General features: G+C 43.5%; 12 protein-coding genes. 4 read left to right on the top strand and 8 right to left on the bottom strand.

Annotated elements, in window-relative coordinates:
• The first annotated feature begins 35 nt into the window (after window positions 1-35).
• Together OCU36_RS05055 and OCU36_RS05050 are read left to right on the top strand one after the other, a co-directional pair.
• On the top strand, window positions 36-803 hold the full coding sequence (locus tag OCU36_RS05055; RefSeq protein ID WP_261839314.1) for a peptidoglycan binding protein CsiV: 768 nt from the start codon (window positions 36-38) through the stop codon (window positions 801-803).
• Window positions 804-921: 118 nt separating this feature from the next.
• Entirely contained in the window at window positions 922-1,467 is a 546-nt protein-coding gene (locus OCU36_RS05050) for a GNAT family N-acetyltransferase (RefSeq protein WP_261839313.1), read from the top strand.
• A gap of 101 nt (window positions 1,468-1,568) precedes the next feature.
• On the opposite strand, the gene OCU36_RS05045 is transcribed toward OCU36_RS05050, so the two are convergent.
• The 7 genes from OCU36_RS05045 to hinT form a co-directional block, all read right to left on the bottom strand.
• Window positions 1,569-2,858: an NAD(P)/FAD-dependent oxidoreductase gene (locus OCU36_RS05045; RefSeq protein WP_261839312.1), complete on the bottom strand. Its 1,290-nt coding sequence runs from the start codon at window positions 2,856-2,858 to the stop codon at window positions 1,569-1,571.
• Window positions 2,859-3,342: 484 nt separating this feature from the next.
• Window positions 3,343-3,882 (bottom strand): alpha/beta hydrolase YcfP, encoded by a 540-nt coding sequence (gene ycfP, locus OCU36_RS05040; RefSeq protein WP_261839311.1) that lies wholly within the window; start codon window positions 3,880-3,882, stop codon window positions 3,343-3,345.
• 109 nt (window positions 3,883-3,991) lie between these two features.
• Window positions 3,992-4,846: a phosphotransferase gene (locus OCU36_RS05035; RefSeq protein WP_261839310.1), complete on the bottom strand. Its 855-nt coding sequence runs from the start codon at window positions 4,844-4,846 to the stop codon at window positions 3,992-3,994.
• Between the two features lie 151 nt (window positions 4,847-4,997).
• Window positions 4,998-5,588, bottom strand: coding sequence for a penicillin-binding protein activator LpoB (gene lpoB, locus OCU36_RS05030; protein ID WP_261839309.1), 591 nt, complete (start codon window positions 5,586-5,588; stop codon window positions 4,998-5,000).
• A gap of 93 nt (window positions 5,589-5,681) precedes the next feature.
• Window positions 5,682-6,074, bottom strand: a complete 393-nt coding sequence (locus OCU36_RS05025) for a YcfL family protein (RefSeq protein WP_261839308.1) — start codon at window positions 6,072-6,074, stop codon at window positions 5,682-5,684.
• The gene (locus OCU36_RS05020; protein WP_261839307.1) at window positions 6,074-7,465 is read right to left on the bottom strand and encodes a COG3014 family protein; all 1,392 of its coding nucleotides are present in this window, start codon (window positions 7,463-7,465) and stop codon (window positions 6,074-6,076) included. The genes OCU36_RS05025 and OCU36_RS05020 overlap by 1 nt, the downstream gene beginning before the upstream one ends.
• A gap of 179 nt (window positions 7,466-7,644) precedes the next feature.
• Window positions 7,645-7,995 carry a purine nucleoside phosphoramidase gene (hinT, locus tag OCU36_RS05015; RefSeq protein WP_261839306.1) on the bottom strand — a complete coding sequence of 117 codons (351 nt, stop codon included), beginning with the start codon at window positions 7,993-7,995 and terminating at the stop codon, window positions 7,645-7,647.
• A gap of 276 nt (window positions 7,996-8,271) precedes the next feature.
• On the opposite strand from hinT, the gene OCU36_RS05010 reads away from it, so the two are divergent.
• Window positions 8,272-10,263: a methyl-accepting chemotaxis protein gene (locus OCU36_RS05010; protein WP_261839305.1), complete on the top strand. Its 1,992-nt coding sequence runs from the start codon at window positions 8,272-8,274 to the stop codon at window positions 10,261-10,263.
• Between the two features lie 197 nt (window positions 10,264-10,460).
• Window positions 10,461-11,627 (top strand): DUF1887 family protein, encoded by a 1,167-nt coding sequence (locus tag OCU36_RS05005; protein WP_261839304.1) that lies wholly within the window; start codon window positions 10,461-10,463, stop codon window positions 11,625-11,627.
• 205 nt (window positions 11,628-11,832) lie between these two features.
• Here the strand turns inward: OCU36_RS05005 and udp are convergent, their stop codons facing one another.
• Entirely contained in the window at window positions 11,833-12,591 is a 759-nt protein-coding gene (udp, locus tag OCU36_RS05000; protein ID WP_061018938.1) for a uridine phosphorylase, read from the bottom strand.
• Between the last annotated feature and the right edge of the window lie 181 nt (window positions 12,592-12,772).

The raw sequence follows: 12,772 nt of genomic DNA, 5'->3' as shown, positions 1-12,772 counted from the left end.
TCCAGCCGTTAGTTCGGCAGGAAGATGGAGTAAAAATGAAAAGACTGATCCCACTGCTACTATTGTTCGTCTCACTGCCAAGTTTGGCACAGAGACAATTTGATATAGAAGTGATCATTTTTAAGCGCGCTGTTGATGCAGAAAAAGTGAATGAATCTTGGCCAAATACCCTGCCAAAAATTTCTCTAGAGAATGTCGGGGCATTTCAAGATACCCAATACCGCGCGAAGAAAGGCGTTAAGATGCTTCCCTACTCGGAATACAAACTGACGCCTCAAAAAGATAAGTTGCGCCAACATGCAGGTTTTAAAGTTCTTTTCCATAAAGCTTGGCGTCAAGGCGACCAAGGGAAGAGCTCTGCTCCTATTTTCCATATTCAAGCAGGCAAAGACTTCTCTAAAGACTTTAACCCTGACGGCTCTCAAAAAGGGGCCTCAGCCAAAACAGAGGTTGATGGCTTCAAAGAAGAAACCATTGATAAACCACTGTACGAACTAGACGGAAAGTTACAAATCTACGTGCAGCACTACCTATATGCTGAAACAACATTAGATTTAAAAGCACCGAGCGTTCGTGAAGTCACCTTAAAAGAGCCACAAATCGAACTGGATTCACCAGTCAGTGGAGCAGAAAGCAATGTTCAAGTCGGTAACTTAACCGAGATTTCACCAACGGTGGAAGTTGAAGAGTTCCTAAAGAGCTACCGTATGAATCAAAAACGTCGTATGCGCAGTACAGAGACTCACTACCTTGACCACCCACTGTTTGGGATGGTGATTCAAGTTCGACGCGTTGCACAATAAGTTGTTAGGTTCAGCGCTCCACTATATTTGTATTGAGAATTAACAATATAATTAACCCTAAACGCCCTCCATTGTGAGGGCGTTTTATGAGCATTCATAATGTTAATTGGTAACTCCTATGAGTCCTAGTTTTCAGATCCATACACAAAATCTTAGCCTCAAAATCATTGAAGCCTCTGAGGCCCAAGAATTGTCTCAACTGATTCAGTCATCCCCCAGTTTGTTACCATGGCTCGACTGGTGCCACAGCGAATTTTCTATCGTAGAATCAGAAAAATTCATTCTGGCGACGCGCTTAAACTGGGTCAAAGCTGATTCATTTGGCTTTGGTATCTTTGAACGAAAAGACAATAAGTTAGTCGGTATGGTCGCGATCAATGAACTCTACCACACCTTTAATATGGCAAGCTTAGGGTATTGGGTTGGGGATGAATTTCAAAGGCAAGGTATCGCAAAAGAAGCCGTTCATGCCCTATTTGAGTTTTGCTTTGCCCAACTTAAATTAACGCGTTTAGAGATTGTCTGCGATACAAACAACTTGCCTAGTCAAAAACTCATCGAGAGCTGTGGCGCTGAACGAGAAACCATCGCCAAAAACCGGTACCTCTTTAACGGTAAGCCCCGAGATGGCGTCGTTTATTCAGTAATACCGCCAACATCTTAGCTGAACTGTATTCAACCGTTCGAAAGTCACGTTTTCAACACGATCAAAAAAAGAGCTCCGAAGAGCTCTTTTTTATTCTATTTGTCGCAGAGCTTAACTGATTAGTGAAGCTTCAGGTTTGGACGAAGCACACGGTTAATACGGCCAACCAACATCATTAACGACGTTTTAATGATACCGTGAAGCGCAACTTGGTGCATTCGATACAGAGATATGTACACCACACGAGCAATACGACCTTCAACCATCATTGACCCTTTAGTCAGGTTACCCATCAAGCTACCTACTGTCGAGAAACGACTGAGAGAAACAAGCGAGCCGTTATCTTTGTAAACGTAATTTTTAAGATCTCGGCCGTTGAGCGTCGCAATAATGTTGTTGAATGCACAACTTGCCATTTGATGGGCCGCTTGCGCACGCGGTGGAACAAATGAACCATCTGCTTGTGTACATTGTGCTAAATCACCGATAACAAAAATATTATCGTCAAGTGTCGTTTGCAACGTGTCTTTCACAATAAGCTGGTTAATACGGTTCGTTTCAAGATCACCAATATCTTTTATAAAATCAGGGGCTTTGATACCAGCTGCCCAAACCATAATTTGAGCTTGGATCTTGTCGCCATCTTTGGTTGTTAGACCTTCAGAGTCAGCCTGAGTCACCATAGTATTAGTACGAACGTTTACACCAAGTTTCGTTAACTCAGAGTGTGCTGCGCTTGAAATGCGAGGTGGTAGAGCTGGGAGAATACGCTCACCCGCTTCCACGAGGTTCACGTTCAGCTTACTTGAATCTAGGTCACCAAAACCGTAAGTACGTAGCTCTTTGACTGCATTGTGCAGCTCGGCAGACAGCTCAACACCGGTTGCACCAGCACCAACAATCGCGATATCCACCGTACCTTGACCGTTCTTGGCATGAAGCTTTAAGAACTGGTTGTTCATTTCAGTACGGAAACGGTGAGCTTGTTCTGGGCTATCAAGGAAAATACAGTTATCACGAACGCCAGGAGTGTTGAAGTCGTTCGATGTAGAGCCGAGTGCCATAACAAGAATATCGTATTCAAGTTCACGGCTTGGCATAAGCAGCTCACCATGTTCATCTTTCAGCGCGCTCAGAACAATCACTTTACGCTCACGATCGATGTCATTCAAGCTACCCATTTGAAAATCGAAGTAATGGTTTTTTGCGTGTGCACGGTAACTTAACGCGTCAACACCCTCATCCAATGAACCGGTTGCCACTTCATGAAGTAACGGTTTCCATAGGTGACTTGCTTTACGGTCAACCAGAGTAATCTGGGCGCGTTTTTTTCGGCCTAAAGTTCGACCTAGTTTCGTCGCTAGTTCTAAACCACCAGCACCGCCGCCTACTACGATAATTTTGGTCACAATGACAATCCTCTACAAAATGAATAAATGGGGTTCGGCTCGATCACTCCAACCGATAAATTCTATGTCTCTACTCAGCCTTCTTAAAGAGGTTGTGTCCTACGGAATAACCGCGAAAGAAAACGACAGTTCACCGAGTAGTTAGAGGGGTTACAAGCAACAAACATTGGCTTGCTACTTTGCTCACGCGGATAAAAAAGTGGCTACCTGAGAGGCAGAACACAAATTATGGGCAAGTTTTCTCACTCGCTCTCAATTTTTTTTGATATTTATCAAAATATTTTATTTCAGAACATTATATAGAGCAAAAAGATGACCGCAACTAAAATCCTTACTCTCAAAGAGGATTCGTCACGAAACGACTAACGTGGGAGCAAAGTTATCGATAAAAAATATGCAACGATTTGTCCATAACAGTCTTTAGGGTTTAGATGTAAAAAAGCAGCACTCCTATGAGTACTGCTTTTATAATAAATCGAAGTGATTACGCGTTTTTAAACGCTTTCATGGCTTGAACGTGTTGAGAGATCTTTTTGAATTTATGACTCTCTTTCTCATCCCAAATAATATCGTAGTAGTCTTCAAGTGCAGCTGCGGTTTTAGTGTTATCGTGAATTTCATCTTCACGTGAAAGTATCACTAAACAACGTCCCTTGTTTTTCATACGATACTGAGCGACGCACTTAGTTGCGATGTCTTCATATTCTTCTGGACGATCAATTCGACCAACCATATTTTTTTCTGGCTGTAGGTTAGGGTTGAAGACCACTTGCTTAATACCACACAAGAAACCGATGCGCTCAGACCAAAAACCACCTAACCCTACACCACAGATAATTGGGTGAGGATCATCAGATTGTTCAATCACTTTATGCACTTCTTTTAGGAGATGTTGCATATCATGTTTGGGATGCAAAGTACTGTAGTTAACGAAACGAACGTCATCATCAATGAATTGCAACTGCAGTACTTTTTCGTGATTGCCAGGGCTTGTAGAATCGAAGCCATGCAGGTAAATGATCATTTGTACCTCCTCCGTTGAATGCTGGTACGCTTAGATAAATCTAACATGAAAAATAAGGTTTTAAAGAGAAGAACCCCGAAATTATATTTTTCACTTCCTAAACGTGATCCTAACTACAGAAAGTACGGCAGAGTACCTCTGCTTCATCCAGGTAAATTTCATCGCCCCACAATTGATGGGCGAGTAAATACCATAACATTGCCATCATTCTACTTCGTGGTAACCACGCCTCTACCCCCTTAAGCCAAGGTTGAACGTCATGAATGCCGCGTAACTGACAATACGTTTGAACCGCTTCAGTGACAGACACGCGGGCAGCCGAAATCGTTAATGTTAAGTCAAGCCTAGGGTCTGCAAGCGCCGCATATTCCCAATCAATGACTTTAATCCCCTCGTGGCTTCTCACGAGATTATAGCCACCGAGATCAAAATGACACAAAGACAAATCAACACTTGGGATACTGGGAGGTATACGCCACTCTTGATATATTTGGGTGCAAGTTTCCGTCTTATGAATCGCATCAAGCTGCAACCAGTAATGATCAACTCGCGCCGTAAAACAGAATGGTTGGAGAGGCAATCGTTTCGTGTTAACCAAATGCACTGAGATCAGTGTTTTCAGCAAATCATCAAGCTCTAAACCTTCATAGAGCGTATCGCCAGCAATCCACTCAACCAATAACCCCAGATCATTCACCACGATAGGACTTGGCCCAATACCAAGACGTTCTATTGCCGAGAGCACTTGATATTCTTCATGACGCGAAATGAAGAACGCTTTAGTTATCGGTGTGATAGGACGCCAAACATACTCAGTGCCATCAACTAAAACCAACTTCCAACAGCGATTGGTCAAACCACCAGTCAGCGTCTGCGCTCGGATTGGGGGATCAGAAAAGTAACCATCAAGCGAACTCAAACTGGTATCAAGAAGTTTGGCTTCAGACCAAGAAAAAATTGCCATTACTTATTCCCTATCAATGTCTTCATTGCCCTACAAAAAAGACACTGACCAAAAAGCCAGTGTCTTTTCATTAATAACACGCAATGCCCCACATTGGCCTATGACCTAGCTAAGCGCTGTCAATAGTGACTTAGAGGGCAAGTAAGCGAAATTAGAGACCCAGTAGGCTCTTAGATTGTTGCTTACGGATTTCAGTTTCATCAGCCCATTCAATCAAACCCGACTCAAGATCCATAAGACGCATCGTCATCTTGTAGTATACATCTTCGTCGCTGCCGTCTTTCTTCACGATGCTTGATAGATTGCCGTACAACATGTATTGCGCACCAACCATCTTACCGAATTGAATCGCTGAGCTTTGATTTACAAGCTCATCATTGTTTTGGAAATTCAGTTGTTCACGAACAGACTCGACACGATCCATATCAACGAAACGGAACTTACCAGAGTTGAGCATTTTTGTACTGATGGTGTCCGTGATTGATTCTGTATCGATGTGCTCACTGGTTTTATTCTTGATTCGCTCTACGAACACGATTGGACGTTGTTCACGAGTGAGATAGGCTACAGAACCAGAAGCCATCATGCTATCAACCATTTCACCTGCAATCTTTTGAAGGTCAGTTGAACCAAAATCGATTGTCGTGGTTTCTACAGCTTGTGCATCGCCATAACTTACCTTATTTGAACAACCGCCTAAAATAACCGCTAAACCTAGTAGCGCAATGACACTCTTTTTCATTTTACTTCCTCAAATTATCACTGAGTGGGGCCACACCCTTACTCTTAAATAGTTGTTTTGGCGAATCAATAGATCCGCTTATCAAAATCTGACTTACTGCTCTCGGAACTGAACTCGAAATTGAGTTGCGTTCGGGTTTACCGACACTTCAGACAGCGAAAGACTTTCGAAACCACGAACAATCGCTTGCTTCCAAGGTCCTTGCTTTAGGTTGACCTCAAGGCCCGCATCGTCATACCAGTAAAAACGGTAAAGGATATTTTGGTCACCTTTATAGTCACTGCTTAAACGAACAATACCTCTTGTATGACCATTAACTTGATCGGTCCGAATATCGTCAACGATTAACCGGCTGCCTAATACCTTGTCTCCAAAGAATACATTCTGAGTCAAGCTATCTACCCTGACGCCCGCTGTATTATCAGCACAACCGGCCAGAACCATAAATGTCATAACCGCGACTAAGCTCACTAACCACTTTTTCATTACAGCCTCCCTAGCTGTTTATGCCACATTGTTGCGTTGTTCCCTTGTCGAGAAACCCAAACCAAGGTGGTCTGCCCTTCACGAATATCAAAATCATACGTTATAGCGCCTGCTTCTAACGTATATTGACCGCTATTTGCTACAAACGTGCTGCTCTTAACCTCAGCAGGTAAAGATTGCCAACTGCGCGTATCCGGTTGCTCTGTCAGTGTGTTCCACACATTAAACAAGAGGTTGCCAACATCATCGCCCTTGGCTGCTTCTTTACGAATACGATCTTTCGCGACCACTCGCAACGCTTGGCGAATAACAATACTCGTCATTCGTTCCGATAAATCGTTCTGCGCCATCGCATTGACATCAGTGATCAAGTGTTCTGGTAACGGTTGTCCACTGATTCGCAAGGCAGAGAATCGCTCCATGTTTTGCTTCGCATAATATGGCAGCGCAAGAGAGTATATTGCCCCTCGGTCACGACTGTCATAAACCGGTAAATCCAATCGCCAACTGTCCATCGCTTGAACAGCGCTCTGCTCTTGCAAAACAATCACACGACCTTGACCTTTATCAAGCTTAGATGATGGCTTGTAACGCTTTTTCAATGCAGCTAAATCTTGTCGCATGCCTAAACGCGTGGCGGTTGCCATCGTTCTGTCGATGATTTCTTGGTTGTCAGGCATCACAGCCAGAGCTCGGCGATAATCGACATAAGCGCTATTAAGATCGTTGGAGGCTTCATAAAGCAAACCCGACAAAAACATCAAATACGCATTCTGAACAGACTGCAGCTTTTTGCCCGCGTCTGGATAATTCGCAAGGATGCTGCCGACATTAGCAGACAACCCTTGCTGTCTCGCATCGCTGGCCGCTCTTTCTAACTCAGATTCACGTTGTTTCTTCGCTTGTTCTTGCACTTGGTTGGCGCGACGCATTTCAATCACCGCACCTTCTAAATCGTTTTTCTTTAGGTAATTTAACCCCAGGTAAAGATGAAGAAAACCTAACTCGTAATCGGGTGGCACATACTCGGTAATATTATCATTTACCGCCAACGCCCCTACACTGGTTGCGCTGTCAGAAATCGATATCACCGCTTTATTTTGTTGATCTTTGACCGCTTGATCGGCCAACTCAAACGAAGATTTACTCTCCGGATACTTTTGATCAAGTAGATTAATTCTGCCCCTTTCAAAATTATCAAGGATGTCGCCAGCCGCGTAATCGGGTAATTTTTGTTGAGCCTCTGAATAGTCTCCAGATTTTACGGCTTGGTATATCGCTTTATTTTGCGCGCTGTAATGACTGAACAAACTTCCTGCCGACATACTGGCACAACCCACGGTCAAAGCTGACAACAAGGCGATGGACGCGAATCTAAACGGTTGCTTCACTTATCGTCTCCGTACATGTTTAAAATGCCAACTTGAGTCGTTTCATTATACAAAACGAAACGGGGCAAAAAGAGCTTAAGCGAGTGAATATCCTACTCAATAGGCATAACGATAAGCTATGCCTATATAGAGACAACAGATACAACTTAAAGTTGGCATACAAACTACAAATTGTTCAGCTAGCTCATTAACAGTGGACCAAGCGGCCGACCACCAACCAAGTGCATATGAATATGATACACCTCTTGGCCACCATGAGAATTACAATTCACAATAAGACGATAGCCATCCTCTGCAATGCCTTCTTCTTTGGCGAGTTTACGAGCTACGGTAAACATACGTCCCATCATCGCTTCATCTTCGAGTTCGACATCATTGGTTGTCGGAATAAGCTTATTTGGGATAATTAAAATATGACTAGGAGCGCGTGGGTTGATATCACGAAACGCCGTTACTAGGTCGTCTTGATAAAGTAGATCGGTAGGGATTTCTTTATTAATGATCTTACTAAAGATGGTTTCTTCAGCCATGTTCTTCTCCGATAAAACACTTTTTTCTTAATGTTTTAAGTATGCGCTATGCCGCAACAAACCACAATAAATCCGACTTAAAGCATAATAAAAAACACCGTTCAAATCAAAAAAAATGAGTATTGACTCTCAAGAATAGCGTGTTGATTAAAGCTGAGAGTTATTTTTGACGTGTGCGTCATAAAATGCGTGAGTCGACCTCAATAAAATACCAACAATTTTGTTAGTTTTACTTTGACCTGCTATTAGGTCTGCATTTTATTTAGGGAGAAAACCATGAAGGGATCTGTGATCAAGCGTATGTACGCCGGTTTCGCACTGATCATCATCATGTTTGCCGTCACGATAATCATCATGATGAACAGCATGAATCAAATACATCACAATTTTAAGAGTGTCTCAGAAACATCACTACCACTGGTTACCCTTTCAAATCAAACAAGTGTTCAATTGCTTTCTGCTGATAAATCATTTAAAGATTATCTCACCACCCAAAATGCTGAACGCATGTCTGCAATGCGCACAGAATTTGCTGCATCACAAGATTCATTTTCAAAAATGCTTGGTCGCTTAGAAGCAGCGAGTCAAAACACCCCCTCACTTATCGAGCGTATCGCTCAACTAAGAGCAATGGAAGCGCGTTACTTCGCTGAAGCTGATGAAGCAATGAACAATTACGCGGCGATGTTTGAAGCACAGGAACAAGTCCAAAAAGCATCGCGTGATTTTCAACGTCTGCATTCAGAATTAACGGTTGGCATGAAAGATTACATTGCCGATCAAAAGAGTATCTCTGTAAAAGTGATGGCAAAAAGCTATTTCATTAAATTGCAGGACGCTGAAGTGATCACATCTGACGCATTAGCAAGCTCTGATGTGTCATTCGTACAAAAAGCCGTAAACCAGAATAAAAAAGCCGTTACTCACTTAAACTACGCATACCGAGGCTTAGCAGCACAACTGCCCGCACTTAAAGATGTGTTTGATGAACCAGTAAAAAAATTCACGAAAGACGTCGGTCAAAGAGGTGGCGTGCTGGACAAGCACAACAATTACCTAAAAGCGAAACAAGCGTTATACGTCAACATCGCTAACCTAGCCATTGAAGTTGATCAAGCGATGACGGTATTGGATTCATTCAACGTTACTGCAGACGAACAACTTAACGCTTCATTAGCAGAGGCGAGCAGCATCTACGACAAAGGCCTGTTCAATGCCATTACTATCGGCATCGTTGTAACACTATTTGCAGGTGCTATCGGTTACCACATCGCGAACAGCGTAAGAGAGCCATTAACTCGTATTCTGAAAACGCTTGAAGGCCTATCGGAAGGCGACATGACTCAGCGTATCGATATTCGTTACAACAACGAGTTCAGCAGGGTGAGCGGACATATCAACACATTGGCAGATAACTTACACAACATATTGGTTAAGTTGAACGATGCTTCAGATGCTCTGACCAAAACCGCAAGCGTCAATCAAACAACCTCTTCAGAGACTCAGGTTCAACTGAACAACCAACGTGAGCAAACAGCAACCGTCGCAACAGCAATGACTGAAATGTCCCATTCAGTACAAGAAGTCGCAAATAGCGCGCAAAGCTCATTAACCATGGTCCAACAAGTTGAGTCCGCATCAGAATCCGGTCGCCAGATCATGAGCACCAACATCAGCACCATCAATCAGCTTGAAGCTCGCTTGAATGAGTCTGTTGGTGCTGTCGGTGAATTGCAACAAATGAGTAGCCAAATTGGCTCGATTCTTGACGTCATCCGAGGCATCGCTGAACAAACCAACCTATTGGCGCTGAATGCTGCAATTGAGGCCGCGCGTGCTGGTGAACAAGGACGGGGATTTGCTGTAGTGGCTGATGAAGTTCGAGTGCTGGCACAAAAAACCACACAATCCACCGCTGAAATCGAGACCATGATCAGTAATCTACAAACAAGCTCGAAAAGCGCGAGTAACGTAATAGAAAGTTGTATGAGTGATATGGACATGTCTGTTGAGCAGGCTTCCAGTGCCAACAATGCAATGGAAGAGATTCAGGCATTAATTCTAGAAATCAGCCATATGAGTACACACATCTCTCAAGCCGCGGCCGAACAGAGTGAAACTTCCGGCGATATAGCTCGTAATATCGAAGGCATCAACCACATCGCTGACGCCAGCTATCAGGCGATGTCATCGATTGCTGAAGCAAGCCAAAATCTAACCGTACTTGCCAAACAACAAGGTGATTTAGTACATCAATTCAAACTATAGATAAAGACCCAATCAATAGATATTGACCTAAAATATTGGTATATCTAACCCAATAATGATAACTAATTGAACAAGGGCAACTTTTATCAAAAGTTGCCCTTGTTTTTTATGATCTTTGTCATCATATGGTTATTATGGCTTGCTGCTTTCCGTTTTTTCTTTCACTTTTATGAGTAAGCCGCTAATAAGGAATTTCTATGTCTGTTCATGTTGGCATTATCGATCAAGACCCCATTCGCTTGCTCACACCGCTGCTCGATTACCGTACGAAGAGTTCTCATATCGTATTTATCGGCGATAACAATCAAACCAGTATGTATCAACGCTTAAAAAGCGTTTTACAGAAGCGCGACATCACGAGTGAATTTTACGAAATTCCTACCATCGTCAACACTTCAATTATCAAAGAATCTATCCAGACATTAGCGGAAGACCTCAAAGCACGAGGTCAACAAGTCAGGCTCAACGCAAGTTGTGGTCTTCGACACCGCCTTCTTTCGGTGTATGAGGTATTCCGGACTTATCATTGGCCAATTTTCGTTGTTGAGCCAAACAGCGACAAGCTATGTTGGCTTTACCCCAATGCTAAAGAAGATTCGCAAGTACAAGACCGGATCACTATCGACGACTACCTAACGGTATTTGGTGCTCGTGGGGAATTCAGCGATGTACAGTTATCACCACAATTGGATCAAAAACTTTACGATCTTGGCGAGCGCTGGGCAAGTAACGCACTCGAGTTAGGCCCAGGGCTTGCGACGTTAAACTACCTCGCGACCACCTGCCGTAAAGAACAGAAACTGGATGTCGAGCTATCAGAGAAACAACAAGGTTATCGTGAACTGAACATGTTGTTGGATGATTTAGTGGAAGCGAAAATTGCGACTTATGACAAGGGAATTCTGACGTTTTCTAACGAAGACGCGCGACGTTTTTCTAATGGTGAATGGCTGGAGACTCTGGTTCACAGCACCGTGAAGCAAATCCAAGATGATATGCCGACCATTCAAGATCGCTCTCTGAATGTTCAAGTATACCGCCAATTAGGTGAACGCGAAGTTCGTAATGAGCTGGATGTGGCATCAGTCGTCAATAATAAGCTGCACATCATCGAATGTAAGACTAAAGGCATGCGCGATGATGGTGATGACACCTTGTACAAGCTGGAATCGCTGAGAGATCTGCTAGGAGGCCTACAAGCACGTGCAATGTTGGTCAGCTTTAGACCTCTTCGTCACAATGACATTACACGCGCAGAAGATCTCGGGCTTGCATTAATTGGCCCAGATGAATTAAAAGACCTGAAAACACACCTAACGGCATGGTTTATCGCTGCAGGTGGTTGTGAAGATTTAGAATGCTAAAACGGTCGCACTATAAGGCCTTCTAAAATCAAACGATAAAGGCGAATGACCGATGAGGCCATTCGCCTTTATCGCTCTCCACTCTTTGACAGTCCTATATACTGCTTAGCTTTCACGTTTTGTATCTTTAATATCTTTTGTCCCAACAAAAAATGGCCGCATCATTCGATGCGACCATTGTTAAAATTTGAATTCAATTTAAGTGTTAAAGCATTTTACGAGCTGCTTCTACAACCACTTTGATTGAACGCGCTTCCGTTACTTTTAACGTATCGTGATCGGGAATCTCTTTTTGAGTACGGTTGATGATCACACCCGCAACGCAACCGGCTTTCAAACCAGAACTTGCACACATTGTGAGTAATGTTGCCGATTCCATTTCAAAGTTCAGAACGCCCATGTCTTGCCATTCTTGCATAGAACCTTGGAAACGCTTAACCACGCGACCAGAGAAGGTGTCGTAACGCTCTTGACCTGGGTAGAAGGTATCGCTGGAAGCTGTTACGCCCATGTGAACGGCTGCGCCTGATTCTTCAACTGCCGCTTTCATTGCTGTGGCAACTTCAAAGTCAGCCACTGCTGGGAACTCCATTGGAGCAAAGTGTAGGCTAGCGCCGTCTAGACGAACAGAACCTGTAGAAACAATCATGTCACCCACGTTTACGTGTGGTTGGATAGCACCAGTCGTACCAACACGTAGGAAAGTGCGAACACCCAGTTGAGCAAGCTCTTCAACGGCGATAGAAGTCGATGGACCACCAATACCGGTTGAACATACAACAACTGGCTTGCCGTCTAGCTCTGCGCGGTAAAGCGTGTATTCACGGTGACTAGCAAGGAATACTGGATTCTCCATCTCTTCTGCAATTTTTTGCACACGAGCAGGATCACCAGGGATGATCGCAAGAGTAGCACCGTTAAGATCGGCTTCAGTAACACCTAAGTGGAAAACAGCTTGAGACATAGTTCGCTCCTTTTGGCTTATTGGGCTTTTTACCCTTATTTAAGCTCATAGTAAATTCGTGGGGTACCAACACACTTTAACCAAGCTGATGACAAAATGAAGTGATACGTGTCACATGAATGGTCGCAACAAATATCCAAGTTTCACAAAAAACCGATTTGCATCACAAAAATAAGCAATC

This window comes from Vibrio artabrorum, from assembly GCF_024347295.1.
GTDB classification, from domain to species: Bacteria; Pseudomonadota; Gammaproteobacteria; order Enterobacterales; family Vibrionaceae; genus Vibrio; species Vibrio artabrorum.
The sequence above is the reverse complement of the archived record's forward strand: the minus strand, read 5'-3'. Positions and strand labels throughout refer to the sequence as shown.

Bases quoted from the DNA above. Each gene is read 5' to 3' on its own strand.
- OCU36_RS05055 (WP_261839314.1), top strand. From the start codon at position 36: ATGAAAAGACTGATCCCACTGCTACTATTGTTCGTCTCACTGCCAAGT.
- OCU36_RS05050 (WP_261839313.1), top strand. From the start codon at position 922: ATGAGTCCTAGTTTTCAGATCCATACACAAAATCTTAGCCTCAAAATC.
- ycfP (WP_261839311.1), bottom strand. From the start codon at position 3,882: ATGATCATTTACCTGCATGGCTTCGATTCTACAAGCCCTGGCAATCAC.
- OCU36_RS05035 (WP_261839310.1), bottom strand. From the start codon at position 4,846: ATGGCAATTTTTTCTTGGTCTGAAGCCAAACTTCTTGATACCAGTTTG.
- lpoB (WP_261839309.1), bottom strand. From the start codon at position 5,588: ATGAAAAAGAGTGTCATTGCGCTACTAGGTTTAGCGGTTATTTTAGGC.
- OCU36_RS05025 (WP_261839308.1), bottom strand. From the start codon at position 6,074: ATGAAAAAGTGGTTAGTGAGCTTAGTCGCGGTTATGACATTTATGGTT.
- hinT (WP_261839306.1), bottom strand. From the start codon at position 7,995: ATGGCTGAAGAAACCATCTTTAGTAAGATCATTAATAAAGAAATCCCT.
- OCU36_RS05010 (WP_261839305.1), top strand. From the start codon at position 8,272: ATGAAGGGATCTGTGATCAAGCGTATGTACGCCGGTTTCGCACTGATC.
- OCU36_RS05005 (WP_261839304.1), top strand. From the start codon at position 10,461: ATGTCTGTTCATGTTGGCATTATCGATCAAGACCCCATTCGCTTGCTC.
- udp (WP_061018938.1), bottom strand. From the start codon at position 12,591: ATGTCTCAAGCTGTTTTCCACTTAGGTGTTACTGAAGCCGATCTTAAC.